Genomic DNA, 18494 nt, shown 5'->3' with positions numbered 1-18494 from the left:
CGGGGGGCCCGCCGTCTCCCGCCCCGACGGCCCACCCGCCGAGGCGCTCCTGGAGGAGATCCGGGAGGCGCTGGCCGACGACCTGGACGCGCCGGCCGCCCTCGCGGCGGTCGACCGCTGGGCCGCCGCGCAGCAGGACGGCGGCGGTACGGACGAGGGCGCGCCCGGCCTCGTCTCCCGTGCGGTGGACGCGCTGCTGGGTGTGGCGCTGTGACGGCCGGCCGCTGACCGCGGCCCGCTGAGTCCCGCCCGTACGCCGGGTTCCGGTCCGTCGGGGGCGCCCCCGCCGAGTGGCGGAGGCGCCCCTTTCCCGTGCGTCCCCGTTTCCGTGCGTCCGGATTCCGTGCGTCCGGCTCCCGGGTCAGTGCTCGGTGCCGGTGCCTGTGCCGGTGTCGTCCGGGCCGTCGTCGGGCTTCCCGGCGGGGCCGGCGCCGCCGGCCTCCGGTCCCTCCGGGGCGTCCGACGGCCGGGGTTCGCGCGGCTCCTTGGGCGCGGAACGCGGGTAGCGGGTACGGCCGCTGGCGGCGTCGCGGAGGTAGGAGCCGTCGCGGCCGTCGGCGAGTCCGCCCTCGGTCGCCACGCCGGGGCCGGCCTGCGGATCGCGGCGGCGGAGATAGCGCTCGAACTCGCGGGCGATGGCCTCGCCGGACGCCTCGGGCAGATCGGCGGTGTCCCGGGCCTCCTCCAGCGACTGGACGTACTCGGCCACCTCGCTGTCCTCCGCGGCGAGTTGGTCCACGCCCAGCTGCCAGGCGCGGGCGTCCTCGGTCAGCTCGCCGAGCGGGATCCGTACGTCGAGCAGGTCCTCCAGGCGGTTGAGGAGGGCGAGGCTGGCCTTGGGGTTGGGCGGCTGGGAGACGTAGTGCGGCACCGCCGCCCACAGGCTGACGGCCGGGATGCCCGCGTGCGTGCACGCCTCCTGGAGGATGCCGACGATGCCGGTCGGGCCTTCGTAGCGCGACTCCTCCAGGTCCAGTCGGCGGGCCAGGTCCGCGTCGGAGGTGACGCCGCTGACCGGGACCGGGCGGGTGTGCGGGGTGTCGCCGAGCAGGGAGCCCAGCACCACCACCATCTCGACGCCCAACTCATGGGCGAAGCCGAGGAGTTCGTTGCAGAACGAGCGCCAGCGCATGCTCGGCTCGATGCCCCGGACCAGGACGAGGTCGCGGGTGCGGCCCTTGCCGTCGGTGTCGCCGACCCGGACGACGGAGAGCCGGGTCGTGGGCCAGGTGATCTTGCGGACGCCGTTCTCCAGGAAGACCGTCGGGCGGTTGACCTGGAAGTCGTAGTAGTCCTCGGCGTCGAGCGCGGCGAAGACCTCGCCCTTCCACTCGCGGTCCAGGTGGCCGACCGCGGCGGAGGCGGCGTCGCCGGCGTCGTTCCAGCCTTCGAACGCAGCCACCATGACCGGGTCGATCAGCTCGGGCACCCCCTCCAGCTCGATCACCCAGCGCCTCCTTCCGGCCGGTCCGGCCGTGTGCGGACGGCTGCCGGCTGCAGTTCCTGTGCGTGCGTTCCCAAGACTACGGCTTCCGCGGTGGCGTTCCGCAGCCCCTGTGCAGGAAGAGGTGTAGATACATCCGATCTGTTTCGGGAGGTGCAGGGAGTTGTCCGGTCAACTTCCGTACGGCGTCCGGACGGGGGCGAGAGGCGGAGGCTATACATCGGAGGACCGGGAAAGGTCCGATGTTCTTCCGTGGCATCCGCGCGACATCCCAGGGTGCCTGCCCAGGCCCGAGGGGGCGGCGATCGCGGTCGACGGCGGATTCGCGGTCCGACGCCGGACCCGCGGGCGGCGGCGCGGCCGTCGGCGCCCGCGGTCGTCAGCGCACCGCGGCGGTCACAGCGAGGACCGCAGCCACTGCTCCACGCTCGCGACGTGCACCGTCGCCCAGGCCCGCGCTGCCTCCGCGTCCCCGTCGCGGAGCGCACCCAGGATCGCCCGGTGCTCGGTGAGGGTGCGGGCCACCGCGTCCTTCTGGGTCAGCCCGCGCCAGATCCTGGCGCGGGTGGTCGGCCCGGACATGCCGTCCAGGAGCGAGCAGAGCACGGAGTTACCGGACGCGGCCACGATCCTCCGGTGGAACTCCAGGTCGCCGGCGACCAGGTCCTCCACCGGGGGCCGCGGTCCCAGCGCGTCCAACTGCGCCTCCAGCGCGTCCAGTTCGGTCGGCCGGATGCGGCCGGCGGCCATACCGGTGGCGGCCGGCTCCAGGATCCGGCGGACGGCCAGGAACTCCAGCACGGTGTCGTCGCGGTGGAAGTCCACCACGAAGCTCATGGCCTCCAGGAGGAGTTGCGGGTCCAGACTGGTGACGTAGGTGCCGTCGCCCTGGCGGACGTCCAGGATCCGGATGAGCGAGAGCGCCCGCACCGCCTCCCGCAAGGAGTTGCGGGACAGCCCGAGTTCGGCCGCCAGCTCGCTCTCCTTCGGCAGCCGGTCGCCCGGCCGCAGCGCCCCGGAGAGGATCATTCCCTTGATCTTCTCGATGGCCTCGTCGGTGACCGCCATGGCCGCCCTCCCCGCTCGCACCCGCCCGGACCTCCGCACCGGCCGGCACAGACATCCGATGTCTGGGTCCATTATGGCCTGCGGGACCTCCACCGGACAGGTGTCACGAGGCGCTACCGCCCGGCCCGGCCTCCTCCGACAGCGTGCCGGGCACCTCCCCGCGCACCACCCGGGCGCGATCTCCTCGGCGAACCGCTGGAGGGTCTCCGGTCGTTCACCGAGCTCCGGTCCGAATCCGTCGGCCGTGATCGACTGGAGATCGTCCCCGTACACCTCGCGGTGGCCCAGGATCTTGTCGGTTCGGTGATCTGCTGCGGGGAGCCGATCGGCTGCGGGCCGCCGGTGAGGGCGTCCTCGACGGTGCGGAACGGGGTGCGGCAGCCGGCACCCCGGCCCGCCGGGTGCGGCCGGAAGGTCTGGGCGACCTGGCCTCGTCGAGGTCCTTGTGGCGCACCACCGCCTGCCGTTCGGTGTCCGCGACGAGCGGCCCGCCGGAGCCCGCGGCGACCCGCGCCCGGGCCGGGTCGTGGCCGTACGCGGCGAACCGCTCCCGGTGGTACGCGATGAGTCGGGCATAGGCGGCGTGCGGCCGGGCCGCGTACGCGGGCGCGGTGACCGGGTGCGCCGTGGGCGGCGTCCGCCCGGTGCCCCGGATACGACGATGGGGCGGCCTGGCGACCGCCCCATCGTGGTTCACCCACGGCGCGCTGACGCGACGTCAGTTATTGGCGTCAGCCCGCCAGCATCTCCTTGACCCGGGCCCGCACGTCCTCCGTGTCCAGGCCGCGGATGGTCAGCGTGGTACGGCGGCGCAGCACGTCGTCGACCGTCTCGGCCCACTCGTGGTCGCGCGCGTAGGCGACCTGCGCCCAGATCTCCGGCGCGTCCGGGTGGATCCGCTCGGCCAGCGCCGGGTCGTCGTTCGCCAGCCGGGCGATGTCGAAGGAGAGCGAGCCGTAGTGGGTGGCGAGGTGCCGCGCGGTCTCCGGCGCCATCCGCGGGCCGGGGGTGCCGCCGTCGACGAGCAGCCGGTGGGCGACCGCGTTGGGGTTGGCGATACCGGGCAGCGGGAGCTTCTTCGGCAGCTGCGAGATCGGCTCCATGTCGTCCGCCAGCGGGTGGCCGGGCAGCGCGGCGAGCTTGTTCATGACCGTACGGCCGATGTGCCGGAAGGTCGTCCACTTGCCGCCGGCGACCGACAGCATGCCGCCGCTGCCCTCGGTGACCACCGTCTCGCGCTTGGCCTTGGAGGTGTCGCCGGGGCCGCCGGGCAGCACCCGCAGGCCCGCGAAGGAGTAGGTGATCAGGTCGCGGGACAGCTGCTGGTCGCGGATGGAGAAGGCGGCCTCGTCCAGGATCTGGGCGGTGTCCTTCTCGGTGACCGTGAGGTCCGCGGGGTCGCCCTCGTACTCCTCGTCCGTGGTGCCGAGGAGCAGCATGTCCTCCCAGGGGAGGGCGAAAGTGATGCGGTACTTGTCGATCGGGGTGGCCAGCGCGGCCTTCCAGGGGGCGGTGCGCTTGAGGACCAGGTGGGCGCCCTTGGAGAGGCGGATGGAGGGGGCCGCGTTCGGGTCCTCCATCTTGCGCAGGTGGTCGACCCACGGGCCGGTGGCGTTGAGCACCAGGCGCGCGTTGACGCCGAACTCCCGGCCGTCCGTACGGTCCTTGAGCTCGGCGCCGGTGACCCGGCCCTGGGTGAAGCGGAGGCCGGTGACCTCGGCGTGGTTGAGGACCGTGGCGCCGGCCGCGACGGCCGCGCGGACGGTCATCAGGGCCATCCGGGAGTCGTTCATCTGGTCGTCGCCGTACACGGCCACGGCCTTGAGGTTGTCGGTGCGCAGCTCCGGCACGTCGCGCTGGGCCTTGGCCGGGCTTATGACGTGGCCGACGCCGTCGCCGAACGCGGAGAGCGCGGAGTAGGCGAAGACACCGGCGCCGAGCTTGGCCGCACCGTGCGGGCCGCCCTTGTAGACCGGCAGGTAGAAGGTGAGGGGGTTGGCGAGGTGCGGGGCGACCTGGCGGGAGACCGCACGCCGCTCGAAGTGGTTCTCGGCGACCAGCTTGACCGCACCGGTCTGCAGGTAGCGCAGACCGCCGTGCAGCAGCTTGGAGGAAGCCGAGGAGGTGGCGCCGGCGAAGTCGCCGGCGTCCACCAGGGCCACCCGCAGTCCGGCCTGCGCGGCATGCCAGGCGGTGGAGATGCCCAGGATGCCGCCGCCGATCACCAGGAGGTCGTAGGTCGCCTTGGACAGCTGCTCCCGGGTTTCGGCGCGGCTCGGGGTGGAACCGTCGGCCGGGTGCGTCCCGAGGGCCGGGACGCTCTGCAGGGTGCTCATGATGTGCTCCTCGTCAGCTCTCGTCGTCGATCCAGCCCATGGTCCGCTCGACGGCCTTGAGCCAGTTCTTGTACTCGCGGTCACGGGTGGCCGCGTCCATGCGTGGGGTCCATTCGGCGGCCCGGCGCCAGTTGGCGCGCAGTTCGTCGGTGCTGGACCAGAAGCCGACGGCCAGTCCGGCCGCATAGGCAGCGCCGAGGCAGGTGGTCTCGGCGACCATCGGGCGCACCACGGGTGCGTCCAGGAAGTCCGAGATGGTCTGCATCAGCAGGTTGTTGGAGGTCATTCCGCCGTCGACCTTGAGCGCGGTCAGGTCGACGCCGGAGTCCTTGGTCATGGCGTCGGTGATCTCGCGGGTCTGCCAGGCGGTGGCCTCGAGGACGGCTCGGGCGATGTGCGCCTTGGTGACGTAGCGGGTCAGGCCCGCGATGACACCGCGCGCGTCCGAGCGCCAGTAGGGGGCGAACAGGCCGGAGAAGGCCGGCACGAAGTACGCGCCGCCGTTGTCCTCGACCGTGCTGGCCAGGGTCTCGATCTCGGCCGCGCTGTTGATGAGCCCCATCTGGTCGCGCATCCACTGGACGAGCGAGCCGGTGACGGCGATCGAGCCCTCCAGCGCGTAGACCGGCTGCTGGTCGCCGATGCGGTAACCGACCGTGGTGAGCAGCCCGTTGTACGAGTTGACCGGCTCGTGGCCGGTGTTCATCAGCATGAAGGTGCCGGTGCCGTACGTGGACTTGGCCTCGCCCTGGTCGAAACAGGTCTGGCCGAAGAGCGCGGCCTGCTGGTCGCCGAGCGCCGAGGCGACCGGGACGCCGGCCAGCGCACCGGAGGCGGTGGTGCCGTAGACCTCGGCGGAGGAGCGGATCTCCGGCAGCACGGCCGCCGGGATGTCCAACGACGCGAGGATCTTCTCGTCCCACTCCAGGGAGTGCAGGTTCATCAGGAGGGTGCGCGAGGCGTTGGTGACGTCGGTGACGTGGTGGCCGCCGTCGACACCGCCGGTGAGGTTCCAGATGACCCAGGAGTCCATGGTGCCGAAGAGGATCTCGCCGCGCTCGGCGCGCTCGCGCAGGCCCTCGACGTTGTCCAGCAGCCAGCGGATCTTCGGTCCGGCGAAGTACGAGGCGAGCGGCAGCCCGGTCTCCCGGCGGAAGCGGTCCTGGCCGACGTTGCGGCCGAGTTCCCGGCACAGCGCGTCGGTGCGGGTGTCCTGCCAGACGATGGCGTTGTGGACCGGCTCACCGGTGTTCTTGTCCCAGAGGAGGGTGGTCTCGCGCTGGTTGGTGATGCCGATCGCCTTGACGTCGGCGGCGGTGATCCCGGCCTTCTGGACGGCGTTGTCGACGACCTGCTGCACGTTGGACCAGATCTCGGCCGCGTCGTGCTCGACCCAGCCCGGCTTCGGGAAGATCTGCTCGTGCTCCTTCTGGTCGACCGAGACGATCCGGCCGTCCTTGTCGAAGACGATGCAGCGGCTGGACGTGGTGCCCTGGTCGATGGCCGCGATGAACGGGCCGTGCCCGTGGGAGGAGGTGCTGTGGGTGTCGCTCATGGTGTGTGCTCCAGGAAGTCTGTGCGGGCGGAGGCGGGCGGTCGGACGGCTCAGGCGAACGCCACCTGGTAGAGGCCACCGGCGATGGCGCCGCCGATGAGCGGGCCGGCGACCGGGATCCAGGCGTAGCCCCAGTCTGAACCGCCCTTGTTCGGCAGCGGCAGCAGCGCGTGCACGATGCGCGGGCCGAGGTCGCGGACCGGGTTGATGGCGTATCCGGTCGGGCCGCCCAGCGACAGACCGATGCCGGTGACGACGAGTGCGACCAGCAGTGTGCCGATCGGGCCGACGCCCTTGCCGTTGTCGCTCAGTCCGAGGGTGAGGATCGCCAGCACGAGCACGATGGTGGCGATGATCTCGGTGGCCAGGTTCTGGACCACGTTCCGGATCTCCGGACCGGTGGAGAAGATGCCGAGCACCGGGCCGGCCTTCGGCGCGGCGGTCGGGTCGACCATGCCCTCTTCACTGGTGTGGTTGGCCAGCACCTCGGGGTCGGTGAGGTGGGCCCGGAACTGTCCGTAGTACACGACCCACACCAGCACCGCGCCGAGCATGGCGCCGAGCATCTCGCCGGCGAAGTACACCGGCACCTGGCTCCACTGGATGGCGCCCTTGAGGGCGAGGCCGATGGTGACGGCGGGGTTGAGGTGTGCGCCGGACTTCGCGGCGATGTAGGCACCCGTGAGGACGGCGAAGCCCCACCCGAAGGCGATGGCGACCCATCCGGCGTTGAACGCCTTGGAGCGCTTGAACGTGACGGCGGCGCAGACGCCGCCACCCATCAAGATCAGAACAGCGGTACCGATGGTCTCGCTGATGAAGATATCGGAGCTGGACACCCGCGACTCCTTTGTCCTTCGTCCAGGGGAAGGCGAACCCCGGGTCCCTCCGGTGGTCCGCGCCCTCCGAGAGGGCGTTGGTCGGCCCGCGGCAGTGCACACCATAGCGAATATTGTCGTTAGGTGTTCGACAATGCCGACCGACGAACGGCAGTTTTGTTCACCTCCCAGACCGCGTCAAGGGTTGCATGGCGAAAAACTTAGGTGAACATTTACCGCGAAACGGGTCAGAATCGCCCTGCGCCAAGATCCCTGGAGACCGCGCGTGCGCAATCCCTCACAGCGGCGACGATTTCCGGCCGCAGTTCGCCGTCCCGGCACACCCGTTCCACGGCCCCGGTGACCCCCACGGCGCCCACCGGCATCCGCCGCCGGTCGTGGATCGGCGCGGCGATGGAGGCCACGCCCTCCCAGGTCTCCTCCACGTCCGCGGCCCAGCCGCGCGCCCGCGTCAGGTCCAGCAGCCCCTCGAAGTCCGCCAGCCCGGTCACCGTGCGCGGCGTGAACGGCTCCCGCTCCGCCTCCACGACCTCGCTGTGCGCCACCGGGTCGTACGCCGACAGCACCTTGCCCAGCGCCGTGCTGTGCAGCGGCTGCATCGCACCGACCTCCAGCACCTGCCGGCTGTCGTCGGGCCGGAAGACGTGGTGCACGATCAGCACGCCCTGCTGGTGCAGCACGCCCAGGTAGACGCTCTCCCCGCTGGAGCGGGCCAGGTCGTCGGTCCACACCAGGGCGCGGGCGCGCAGTTCGTGGACGTCGAGGTAGCTGTTGCCCAGCCGCAGCAGCTCGGCGCCGAGCTGGTAGCGGCCCGAGGCCGCGTCCTGCTCGACGAAGCCCTCCTGCTGGAGCGTGCGCAGGATGCCGTGCGCGGTTCCCTTGGCCAGTCCCAGGGAGGAGGAGATGTCGGAGAGTCCCAGCCGTCGTTCCCCCCCCGCGAGCAGCCGCAGCATGGCGGCTGCTCGCTCCAACGACTGGATGGTGCGTGCCATCGGGCGACCTCCGAAGTGTGCGGTTCGACAATGCTGAACGATATCGGTCCATGCCGACTCTTGGGGAGCGAGGCGGGCCAACAACGATCATGGATAGTCGACCGAGCCTCACCCGGGCGCCGCTGTCCACGGCGTGGAACGGGGAACACCTGTCCCGTGCCCGGCAGCTACGCTGGCCGGGTGCGCCCTTTCCAGGAGGGTGCAAAGCCGACAGCCGTCGCAACCACGGGAGCATCTCCATGGCCTCGAAGACGCCATCGTCCACCAGCCCGTCCCGCGTCACCTCACTCCGCGAAGCCCTCGCCTCGCGCGTGGTGGTCGCCGATGGGGCGATGGGCACGATGCTGCAGGCGCAGGATCCGACCCTGGAGGACTTCCAGCAGCTGGAGGGCTGCAACGAGATCCTCAACCTGACCCGCCCCGACATCGTGCGCTCGGTGCACGAGGCGTACTTCGCCGTGGGTGTGGACTGCGTGGAGACCAACACCTTCGGCGCGAACCACGCCGCGCTGGCCGAGTACGACATCGCCGAGCGGGTCTTCGAGCTGTCCGAGTCCGGTGCCCGGATCGCCCGCGAGGTCGCCGACGAGTTCACCGCCGCCACCGGGCAGCAGCGCTACGTCCTGGGCTCGATGGGCCCCGGCACCAAGCTGCCCACTCTCGGTCACGCCCCGTACCGCACCCTGCGCGACGCCTACCAGCGGAACGCCGAGGGCATGATCGCCGGTGGTGCGGACGCGCTGCTGGTGGAGACCACCCAGGACCTGCTCCAGACCAAGGCCGCCGTGCTCGGTGCCCGCCGCGCCCTGGAGGTGACCGGCACCGACCTGCCCGTCATCTGTTCGGTGACGGTGGAGACCACCGGCACGATGCTGCTCGGCTCGGAGATCGGCGCGGCGCTGTGCGCCCTGGAGCCGCTGGGCATCGACATGATCGGCCTGAACTGCGCCACGGGACCGGCCGAGATGAGCGAGCACCTGCGCTACCTGGCCAGGCACTCCCGCATCCCGCTGTCCTGCATGCCGAACGCGGGCCTGCCGGTGCTGGGCAAGGACGGCGCGCACTACCCGCTGTCCGCCACCGAGCTGGCCGACGCCCAGGAGACCTTCGTCGGTGAGTACGGCCTGTCCCTGGTCGGCGGCTGCTGCGGTACGACGCCGGAGCATCTGCGGCAGGTCGTCGAGCGGGTCCGCGGCGTGACGCCGCCGGCGCGTGAGCCGCGCCCCGAGCCCGGCGCCGCCTCCCTCTACCAGACCGTGCCGTTCCGCCAGGACACCTCGTACCTGGCCATCGGCGAGCGGACCAACGCCAACGGGTCGAAGAAGTTCCGTGAGGCGATGCTGGAGGGCCGCTGGGACGACTGCGTGGAGATGGCCCGCGACCAGATCCGCGAGGGCGCCCACATGCTCGACCTGTGCGTCGACTACGTGGGCCGCGACGGCGTGGCGGACATGGAGGAGCTGGCCGGCCGGTTCGCCACCGCCTCCACCCTGCCCATCGTGCTGGACTCCACCGAACTCGACGTGCTGCGCGCCGGCCTGGAGAAGCTGGGCGGCCGGGCGGTGCTCAACTCCGTCAACTACGAGGACGGCGACGGTCCCGAGTCCCGCTTCGCCAAGGTCACCGCGCTGGCCGCCGAGCACGGCGCGGCGCTGATCGCGCTGACCATCGACGAGGAGGGCCAGGCCCGCACCGCGGAGAAGAAGGTGGAGATCGCCGAGCGGCTGATCGCCGACCTGACGGGGAACTGGGGGGTGCGGGAGTCGGACATCCTCATCGACTGTCTGACCTTCACCATCTGCACCGGCCAGGAGGAGTCCCGCAAGGACGGCATCGCCACCATCGAGGCGATCCGCGAGCTCAAGCGCCGCCACCCCGAGGTGCAGACGACCCTGGGCCTGTCGAACATCTCCTTCGGCCTCAACCCGGCCGCCCGGATCGTGCTGAACTCGGTGTTCCTGGACGAGTGCGTCAAGGCCGGCCTGGACTCGGCGATCGTGCACGCGAGCAAGATCCTGCCGATCGCCCGCTTCGAAGAGGAACAGGTCACGGTGGCGCGGGACCTGATCCACGACCGGCGTGCCGAGGGCTACGACCCGCTGCAGAAGCTGATGGAGCTCTTCGAGGGCGCCACCGCGAAGTCCCTGAAGGCGGGCAAGGCCGAGGAGTTGGCGGCCCTCCCGCTGGAGGAGCGCCTCAAGCGGCGCATCATCGACGGCGAGAAGAACGGGTTGGAGGACGACCTGGACGCGGCCCTGAAGGAGCGCCCGGCCCTCGACATCGTCAACGAGACCCTCCTGGACGGGATGAAGGTGGTCGGCGACCTGTTCGGTTCCGGTCAGATGCAGCTGCCGTTCGTCCTCCAGTCCGCCGAGGTCATGAAGAGCGCGGTGGCCTACCTGGAGCCGCACATGGAGAAGTCCGAGGACGGTTCGGACGCCGCCAAGGGCACCATCGTCCTGGCCACCGTCCGCGGCGACGTGCACGACATCGGCAAGAACCTGGTCGACATCATCCTGTCCAACAACGGCTACAACGTCGTCAACCTCGGTATCAAGCAGCCCGTTTCGGCGATCCTGGAAGCCGCCGAGGAGCACCGCGCCGACGTCATCGGCATGTCCGGCCTGCTGGTCAAGTCCACGGTGATCATGAAGGAGAACCTGGAGGAGCTCAACCAGCGCAAGATGGCCGCCGACTTCCCCGTCATCCTCGGCGGCGCGGCCCTCACCCGCGCCTACGTCGAGCAGGACCTGCACGAGATCTACGAGGGCGAAGTCCGCTACGCCCGCGACGCGTTCGAGGGCCTGCGCCTGATGGACGCGCTGATCGCCGTCAAGCGCGGCGTGCCCGGCGCCACCCTCCCCGAGCTCAAGCAGCGCCGGGTGCCCAGGAAGCCGGCCGTGGAGGTGGTGGAGCCCGAGCCGGAGCAGGGCGCGGTCCGCTCCGACGTGGCCACCGACAACCCCGTCCCCACCCCGCCGTTCTGGGGCACCCGCGTCATCAAGGGCATCCAGCTCAAGGAGTACGCCTCCTGGCTGGACGAGGGCGCCCTGTTCAAGGGCCAGTGGGGCCTCAAGCAGGCCCGCACCGGCGAGGGCCCCACCTACGAGGAGCTGGTGGAGACCGAGGGCCGGCCCCACCTGCGCGGCTGGCTGGACAAGCTGCAGACCGACAACCTCCTGGAAGCCGCCGTGGTCCACGGCTACTTCCCCTGCTACTCCAAGGGCGAGGACCTCGTCCTGCTCCACGAGGACGGCACCGAGCGCACCCGCTTCACCTTCCCGCGCCAGCGCCGTGGCCGCCGGCTGTGCCTGGCCGACTTCTTCCGCCCCGAGGAGTCCGGCGAGACGGACGTGGTCGGCCTCCAGGTCGTCACCGTCGGCTCGAAGATCGGCGCCGCCACCGCCGAGCTGTTCGCCGCCAACTCCTACCGCGACTACCTCGAACTGCACGGCCTGTCCGTCCAGTTGGCCGAGGCGCTGGCCGAGTACTGGCACGCCCGGGTCCGTGCCGAACTGGGCTTCGCCGGCGAGGACCCGGCCGACGTCGAGGACATGTTCGCGCTGAAGTACCGCGGCGCGCGCTTCTCCCTCGGCTACGGCGCCTGCCCCGACCTGGAGGACCGCGCCAAGATCGCCGACCTCCTCCAGCCCGAGCGCATCGGCGTCCAGCTCTCCGAGGAGTTCCAGCTCCACCCCGAGCAGTCCACCGACGCCATCGTCATCCACCACCCGGAAGCCAAGTACTTCAACGCGCGGTAACCGGCGGTAGCCGGTCCGCCCGCCCCGGGGAGGGCCGCGCTCGCCACGCGTTTCGCCGCGCACGGTCGTACACTGGTCGGTCCGGTAGCGGCCGGTCGTTTCCCCAGCCGGGGAGGCGGCCGGCCCTTTCGTCCCTCCGGGGACGTCCCAACGGAGGTGGATGGATGACCAGCAGCATCCCCGTAGTCGGCACCCGTGCAGCCGAAGCCGCGACCCTCCAGGCCGTCTTCCTCGATCTGGACGGCACCCTCGTCGACACCGAGGGGTTCTGGTGGGAGGCGGAGTCCGAGGTCTTCGCCGAGCTCGGCCACACCCTCGACGACACCCACCGCGAGGTCGTCGTCGGCGGGCCGATGACCCGCAGTGCCGGCTACCTGCTCCGGGAAACCGGCGCCGACATCGGACTGGCGGAGCTGAGTGCGCTGCTCAACGCGGCGTTCACGGCCCGGATCGGCCGCGGTGTCCCACTGATGCCCGGCGCCCGCAGACTGCTGGCCGAGCTGGCCGCCCACGAGGTCCCCACCGCCCTGGTCTCCGCCTCGCACCGCAGCATCATCGAGCGGATGCTGCACTCCCTCGGCCCGGAGAACTTCCGCCTGACGCTCGCCGGTGACGACCTGGAGCGGACGAAGCCGCATCCGGACCCGTATCTGACGGCCGCCGCACGGCTGGGCGTGGACCCGGCCCGGTGCGCCGTCGTCGAGGACACCCTGACCGGGGTGACGGCGGGGGAGGCGGCGGGCTGCCGGGTGGTCGCGGTGCCGTCCGTGGCGGCCATCCCGCCCGCCCCCGGCCGTACCGTCGTGGACTCGCTCGAAGAAGTCGATCTCCCTTTTCTACGGGCGCTCATCACGGAAAGCCGCTGAACCGTGCACTGAGCGTGTCCCGGGGAATCCCGCGGAACTCAGGGCAGCGGTGCGCTCATTTTCCGTGACGAATACGCCTGTGGAATTCCTGTGGTCCACAGGGCCTTTGGGCGCGTGACGTTTCTCACGTTCCGGGGCGTCGACAGCGGGCCCGACGGGTGATCCAGGGGGCCTCGCCGGGGGTTTCTACGGGGGTAAGTGTCCGGATTGATGGAGCAACGCGTGAAACGTTCCGCCGTCCGTATATCGATCGCCGCACCGCCGTTATCCCACCGCCATATCGCCGCAACTCCATTGCGTCGATGACCGGCTGGCGGTGCCTACTAATCTCGACGCGAGCAACACCTCTGCGCTGATAAGGAACCTGCCGACGATGAATCGCAAGACCTTGGTGCTGCCGGCACTGGCCGGACTCCTCGCCCCGGCTCTCGCTGCGTGCGGCAGCTCGGACGGCGCGGGCTCGGGCGGCTCGCCGATCGTCGTCGGCGTCGCCTCGCAGATCGAGGCCACCCAGGCGGCTCCGGCGCCGCTGGACCCGGCGCAGGCGTACGACGTCGACGCATGGAACGTGTTGCGCAGCACCTTCCAGACGCTGATGCGGCTGCCCCGTACCGGTACCGCTCCGGTGCCGGAGGCCGCCGAGTCGTGCGGCTTCCGCGACACCCAGAACGAGCAGTACCGCTGCACCCTGCGCACCGGCCTGAAGTTTTCGAACGGGCATGCGCTCACGTCGCGGGACGTGAAGTTCTCCATCGACCGCCTGCGGACCATCAACTACACCAACGGCCCGGTGTCGCTGCTCAACGACATCGACCGGGTCGAGACCCCCAGCGACCGCGAGGTGGTCTTCCACCTCACCAAGCCGGACGCCACCTTCCCGCAGAAGCTCGCCACCCCCGCCGCCGCGATCGTCGACAGCCAGGTCTACCCCAACAACAGCCTCTACAAGGGCTGGGACGTGGTCGGCTCCGGCCCCTACACCGTCAAGACCGAGCGCTCCGGCGACCGCCTCACCAAGGCCACCTTCACCAAGAACCCCGACTACAAGGGCGGGCTGACGGTGAAGAGCGAGAAGGTCGAGATGCGGTTCTTCGACGACTCCGCGGACATGGAGGCGGCGCTGCGCAAGGGCGACATCGACCTGGTCAACCGCGGCCTGTCGCCGGGCCAGGTCAAGGGCCTGCAGAACTCCACGGACAAGCACATCATGCTGCAGGAGATGCCCGGCCAGGAGATCCGCTACATCGCCTTCAACACCAAGGACCCGTCGGTCTCCAACAAGGCCGTACGGCAGGCGGTGGCACAGGTCGTCAACCGCTCCCAGCTCGTGCGCGACGTCTACGCGTACACCGGCGACCCGCTCTACTCGCTCGTGCCCACCGGCCTCACCGGCCACATCAACTCCTTCTTCACCAAGTACGGCAACCCCGATGTCTCCGCGGCCCGGCAGATCCTGTCGCAGGCGAACATCACCACCCCGGTGAAGTTCACCCTGACGTACACCAAGAACCACTACGGCTCCAGCACGGCCAAGGAGTTCCAGGCGCTGCAGAAGCAGCTCAACAGCACCAAGCTCTTCGACGTCAGCATCCAGGGCATCGACAAGTGGCAGCAGTTCCGCACCGATTCGTCGAACGGCAAGTACGCGGCGTACGGCATGGGGTGGTTCGCCGACATCCCCGACGCGGACAACTACATCGCGCCCTTCGTCGGCAAGGGGAACTTCCTCAACCTGCCCTACCGGAACGACAAGATCGAGTCGGATCTGATTCCGGCCACCCGGCAGCAGACCGACCGCAACGCCGCCGCGGCCGGCTTCAAGGAGGCACAGGACCTCCTCGCCGACGACGTCCCGGTCCTGCCGCTGTGGCAGGGCAAGCAGTATGTGGCGGCGCGCGATAGCGTCACCGGCGTCGAATGGGCCCTCAACTCCTCCTCGGCGCTGCAGATCTGGGAGCTGGGCCGCGGCGTCTCCAACTGACCGCGGGCCGTACCCTCACCTCGCAACCACCCGCCGCCGCGGCCCCCCGGCCGCGGCCCGACCGGTACCACCAGAACGTGAGGAACCACCGACCGCGCCCCGACCGGTACCACCAGAACGTGAGGAACCACCGAGTGAAGCGTGACCAGTGGCTGGCCGCCCCGATCCGAGCGGGGCTGGCGACAGCCCTGCTTGCGGTCGCCGGGTGCGGCTCGGACAACTCACCGGCGGCCGGCCACGGGGAGCCCGTGGTCATGGGGACGACGGACAAGGTCGTCGCCACGGACCCCGCGGCCGGCTACGACCCCGGCTCCTGGCTGCTGTTCAACAACGTCTTCCAATCGCTGCTGAGTTTCCCCAAGGGCAGTACGACGCCGGAACCGGAAGCCGCCGAGAAGTGCGGCTTCACCGACACCGCCAGCAAGGTCTACCGCTGCACCCTCAAGGACGGCCTGGCCTTCAGCAACGGCGACAAGCTCACCTCACAGGACGTCAAGTTCTCCTTCGACCGCACCCGGCGCATCAAGGACAAGAACGGCCCCGCCGTGATGTTCTCCGCCCTCGACGCGGTCGACGCCCCGGACGCCAGGACCGTCGTCTTCCGCCTCAAGACACCCGACGCCACCTTCCCCATGAAGATCGCCTCGGGTGCCGGCTCCATCGTCGACCACGCCGTCTACCCCGCCGACCGGCTGCGCACCGACGGCAAGGCCACCGGCTCCGGCGTCTACACCCTCGACTCCTACGGGCCCCAGCAGGCCAAGTTCTCCGTCAACCGGTCCTACAAGGGCCCCGCCAAGGTCAAGAACTCCGGTATGACCGTGAAGTTCTTCGGCGGCACCGACCAGCTCAAGAAGGCCGTCCAGGGCGGTGCCGTCGACGTCGCCTACCGCGGACTCGCCATGAAGGACATCGCCTTACTGGACCACGCCTCCCCGGACCAGCAGCACGGCACCCAGGTCGTGGAGGGCGGCAGCGCCGAGGTCATGCACCTGGTCTTCAACCTGAACGACCCGGTCGCCGGCAAGCTCGGCGTCCGCAAGGCCATCGCCTACCTGCTCGACCGCGCAACCCTGGTACGGGACGTCTACCAGCGCACCGCCGAACCGCTCTACTCGGTCGTCCCGGCCGGCATCACCGGCCACACCACCCCGTACTTCGACACCTACGGCGACCACCCGCAGCCCGACAAGGCCGCCGCGGCACTCCGCGACGCCGGCATCGAGAGCAAGGTCCCGCTCACCCTGTGGGCCACCCCCGACCGGTACGGCCCCGGCACCGTCCCCGCCGTCCGGGAAATCGCCCAACAGCTCAACGCCAGCAAGCTGTTCAACGTCCAGGTGCGCAGCGTGCCCACCCAGGAATACGAGCAGGGCATGGCGTCCGGCCGCTTCGGCGCCTACGTGAGGGGCTGGATCCCGGACTACCCGGACCCGGACAACTTCACCCAGCCGTTCTTCGGCAAGGACAACGTGCTGGACAACCACTACAACTCGCCCGTCATCTCGGGCCAGTTGCTGCCCAGGACGGCCGACCAGCCCAACCGCGGCGCCACCAAGGACGCCTTCCGCGAGCTCCAGGACATCGTCGCCAGGGACCTGCCGGTCATCCCGATCTGGCAGGGCAAGCAGTACGCGGTGTCCCGCCGCGGCGTCTCCGGCCTGGAGTGGACGCTCGACTCGTCGACCGTCTTCCGCTTCTGGGAGATCAGCAAGTCCGCCGTGAGCTGACCGCGCCGCGGACGACACCGGGGCCGGTCCGGGAACTTCCCGGACCGGCCCCGCCTGCTCTCTCGGTGCCGCTGAGCCCGCTCGGAGCCCCCGACGTGCCCTGCGGGCCGCGCCGGAGGGTTTTAGGTCTATTGCGTGCCCGGCCGCACCAGCCCGCTCTCGTACGCGTACACCGCGGCCTGCACCCGGTCCCGTAGCCCCAGCTTCGTCAGCACATGGCCCACATGCGTCTTCACCGTCGTCTCGCTGACGAACAGGTCCGCCGCGATCTCCGCGTTCGACAGCCCGCGCGCCACCAGCTTCAGCACCTCCACCTCGCGCTCCGTGAGCGTGTGGAGGGTGTCCGGCACCGGCTCCTCGCCCGACGGCAGATGACCGGCGTACTTGTCGAGCAACCGCCGGGTGATGCTCGGCGCGAGCATCGCCTCGCCGGCCGCCACCACCCGGATCGCCTGCACCAGCTCATTGGCCGGGGCGTCCTTCAGCAGAAAGCCGCTCGCCCCGGCCCGCAGCGCCTCGACGACGTACTCGTCCAGATCGAACGTCGTCAGCACCAGCACCTTCGCCGGGCCGTCCTTCGCCGGACCGGTGATCTGCCGGGTCGCCTCGACGCCGTCCATCCGCGGCATCCGGATGTCCATCAGCACCACATCGGGCTGGAGCGCCCGGACCTGCTCCAGCGCCTGGAGACCGTCGCCCGCCTCACCGACGACAGCCAGGTCCTGCTCCGCCTCCAGAATCATCCGGAAACCCGTACGCAGCAGGGGCTGGTCGTCGACCAGCAGGACGCGGATAGCCACAAGCGCTCCTTCGACAGGGCTCGATCTACACGATCCGCTCCATTCTGCCCTGCGGCCCGCCGTCACCGTCCGCCGGGCGCACCGGCGGCGCCTGGGGCTCCCGGGGGGCATCCCCCGGACCGCCGGCCGGATCGGCCTCCGCTGCTCGCACCGGCAACGGATACACCGGGGGAGTGCCACCGAACTCCGGGCAGTGCGCCTGGTGGTCGCACCAGCCGCACAGCTTCGTCGGCCGGGGCCGCCAGTCCCCGGTCTCCGTCGCCACCCGGATCGCCTCCCACAGGGCCAGCAACTTCCGCTCCACGGCCCGCAGATCGGCCTCTCCCGGGTCGTACGTCACCACCTCCCCGCTGCCCAGATAGACCAGCTGGAGCCGCCGCGGCAGCACCCCGCGCAGCCGCCACACCACCAGCGCGTAGAACTTCATCTGGAACAGCGCGCTCTCGGCGAACTGCGGGCGCGGCGCCTTGCCCGTCTTGTAGTCGACCAGCCGCACCTCGCCCGTCGGCGCCACATCGACCCGGTCGATGAACCCCCGCAACCGCAGCCCCGAATCCAGCACCGTCTCCACATACAGCTCGCGGTCCGCCGGCTCCAGCCGCGTCGGGTCCTCCAGCGAGAACCACTGCTCCACCAGCGCCTCGGCCTCCGCCAGCCACTGCCCCAGCCGCGACCCGTCCGCGTCGTCCTCGAACAGCTCGGCCAGCTCCGGGCGCCTGGCCAGCAGCTTCTCCCACTCACCGGGCACCATCGCGCGTGCCCCGGCCGCCGTACGCTCCGCCGCCGGGGCGTCGAAGAGCCGCTCCAGCACCGCATGCACGACCGTGCCCCGGGTCGCCGCCGCGCTGGGCTTCTCCGGCAGCTTGTCGATCACGCGGAAGCGGTAGAGCAGCGGGCACTGCATGAAATCGCCGGCCCGCGACGGCGACAGCGCCACCGGCGGCTGCGCCCCGCCCTGCGCCGGCACCCCGGCCGTCTCCTGCGCCGCACCCGACGCACCCCCGCCACCCTGCGTGGCCGCCTCGGTCTCTTCCGTGCTCCATCCCATGCCACAGAACCCTACGGCCCGCCACTGACAATCGCCGACGGGTCACGAACGGTGAACGCCGCGGCCCGCGCACC

Annotated in this window: 12 protein-coding genes and 2 pseudogenes; 5 read left to right on the top strand and 9 right to left on the bottom strand. The window is 70.7% G+C overall.

The window, feature by feature from the left end:
- Positions 1–214, top strand: a pseudogene (locus tag RZ84_RS40750) (cysteine--1-D-myo-inosityl 2-amino-2-deoxy-alpha-D-glucopyranoside ligase); the annotation flags it as partial.
- 147 nt (positions 215–361) lie between these two features.
- Here the strand turns inward: RZ84_RS40750 and RZ84_RS07535 are convergent.
- The 7 genes and pseudogenes from RZ84_RS07535 to RZ84_RS07510 all read right to left on the bottom strand — a co-directional run bounded on the left by RZ84_RS07535 (position 362) and on the right by RZ84_RS07510 (position 8234).
- Entirely contained in the window at positions 362–1447 is a 1086-nt protein-coding gene (locus RZ84_RS07535) for a PAC2 family protein (protein ID WP_078893623.1), read from the bottom strand.
- 393 nt (positions 1448–1840) lie between these two features.
- The gene (locus RZ84_RS07530) at positions 1841–2512 is read right to left on the bottom strand and encodes a FadR/GntR family transcriptional regulator (RefSeq protein ID WP_043263643.1); all 672 of its coding nucleotides are present in this window, start codon (positions 2510–2512) and stop codon (positions 1841–1843) included.
- A 103-nt stretch (positions 2513–2615) separates the two neighbouring features.
- Positions 2616–3104: pseudogene (locus RZ84_RS40745) on the bottom strand (LLM class flavin-dependent oxidoreductase); the annotation flags it as partial.
- A 139-nt stretch (positions 3105–3243) separates the two neighbouring features.
- Positions 3244–4848, bottom strand: a complete 1605-nt coding sequence (locus tag RZ84_RS07525; protein WP_043263642.1) for a glycerol-3-phosphate dehydrogenase/oxidase — start codon at positions 4846–4848, stop codon at positions 3244–3246.
- A 13-nt stretch (positions 4849–4861) separates the two neighbouring features.
- Positions 4862–6403 carry a glycerol kinase GlpK gene (glpK, locus tag RZ84_RS07520; protein WP_043263641.1) on the bottom strand — a complete coding sequence of 514 codons (1542 nt, stop codon included), beginning with the start codon at positions 6401–6403 and terminating at the stop codon, positions 4862–4864.
- 50 nt (positions 6404–6453) lie between these two features.
- Positions 6454–7242, bottom strand: a complete 789-nt coding sequence (locus tag RZ84_RS07515; RefSeq protein WP_043263640.1) for an MIP/aquaporin family protein — start codon at positions 7240–7242, stop codon at positions 6454–6456.
- A gap of 227 nt (positions 7243–7469) precedes the next feature.
- Entirely contained in the window at positions 7470–8234 is a 765-nt protein-coding gene (locus RZ84_RS07510) for an IclR family transcriptional regulator (protein ID WP_043263639.1), read from the bottom strand.
- A 239-nt stretch (positions 8235–8473) separates the two neighbouring features.
- Between RZ84_RS07510 and metH the strand changes: the two genes are divergently transcribed.
- The 4 genes from metH (at position 8474) to RZ84_RS07490 (ending at position 16572) form a co-directional block, all read left to right on the top strand.
- On the top strand, positions 8474–11995 hold the full coding sequence (gene metH, locus RZ84_RS07505; protein ID WP_043263638.1) for a methionine synthase: 3522 nt from the start codon (positions 8474–8476) through the stop codon (positions 11993–11995).
- A gap of 164 nt (positions 11996–12159) precedes the next feature.
- A complete protein-coding gene (locus RZ84_RS07500; protein WP_043263637.1) occupies positions 12160–12861 on the top strand; it encodes an HAD family hydrolase in 702 nt (233 codons plus the stop codon).
- Positions 12862–13234: 373 nt separating this feature from the next.
- Positions 13235–14842 carry an ABC transporter substrate-binding protein gene (locus RZ84_RS07495; RefSeq protein ID WP_043263636.1) on the top strand — a complete coding sequence of 536 codons (1608 nt, stop codon included), beginning with the start codon at positions 13235–13237 and terminating at the stop codon, positions 14840–14842.
- A 134-nt stretch (positions 14843–14976) separates the two neighbouring features.
- The gene (locus RZ84_RS07490) at positions 14977–16572 is read left to right on the top strand and encodes an ABC transporter substrate-binding protein (RefSeq protein WP_043263635.1); all 1596 of its coding nucleotides are present in this window, start codon (positions 14977–14979) and stop codon (positions 16570–16572) included.
- A gap of 128 nt (positions 16573–16700) precedes the next feature.
- On the opposite strand, the gene RZ84_RS07485 is transcribed toward RZ84_RS07490, so the two are convergent.
- Together RZ84_RS07485 and RZ84_RS07480 are read right to left on the bottom strand one after the other, a co-directional pair.
- The gene (locus RZ84_RS07485) at positions 16701–17372 is read right to left on the bottom strand and encodes a response regulator (protein WP_043263634.1); all 672 of its coding nucleotides are present in this window, start codon (positions 17370–17372) and stop codon (positions 16701–16703) included.
- A 25-nt stretch (positions 17373–17397) separates the two neighbouring features.
- Positions 17398–18420: a RecB family exonuclease gene (locus tag RZ84_RS07480; protein ID WP_052229819.1), complete on the bottom strand. Its 1023-nt coding sequence runs from the start codon at positions 18418–18420 to the stop codon at positions 17398–17400.
- Positions 18421–18494: the final 74 nt, after the last annotated feature.

The organism is Streptomyces sp. CT34, assembly GCF_000805335.1.
Classification (GTDB): Bacteria; Actinomycetota; Actinomycetes; order Streptomycetales; family Streptomycetaceae; genus Streptomyces.
Note: the sequence above shows the minus strand (reverse complement) of the source record. Positions and strands in the feature narration are given on the sequence as shown.

Coding starts and splice junctions, on each gene's coding strand:
- RZ84_RS07530 (WP_043263643.1), bottom strand. CDS start 2,512: ATGGCGGTCACCGACGAGGCCATCGAGAAGATCAAGGGAATGATCCTC.
- RZ84_RS07525 (WP_043263642.1), bottom strand. CDS start 4,848: ATGAGCACCCTGCAGAGCGTCCCGGCCCTCGGGACGCACCCGGCCGAC.
- glpK (WP_043263641.1), bottom strand. CDS start 6,403: ATGAGCGACACCCACAGCACCTCCTCCCACGGGCACGGCCCGTTCATC.
- RZ84_RS07510 (WP_043263639.1), bottom strand. CDS start 8,234: ATGGCACGCACCATCCAGTCGTTGGAGCGAGCAGCCGCCATGCTGCGG.
- metH (WP_043263638.1), top strand. CDS start 8,474: ATGGCCTCGAAGACGCCATCGTCCACCAGCCCGTCCCGCGTCACCTCA.
- RZ84_RS07500 (WP_043263637.1), top strand. CDS start 12,160: ATGACCAGCAGCATCCCCGTAGTCGGCACCCGTGCAGCCGAAGCCGCG.
- RZ84_RS07495 (WP_043263636.1), top strand. CDS start 13,235: ATGAATCGCAAGACCTTGGTGCTGCCGGCACTGGCCGGACTCCTCGCC.
- RZ84_RS07480 (WP_052229819.1), bottom strand. CDS start 18,420: ATGGGATGGAGCACGGAAGAGACCGAGGCGGCCACGCAGGGTGGCGGG.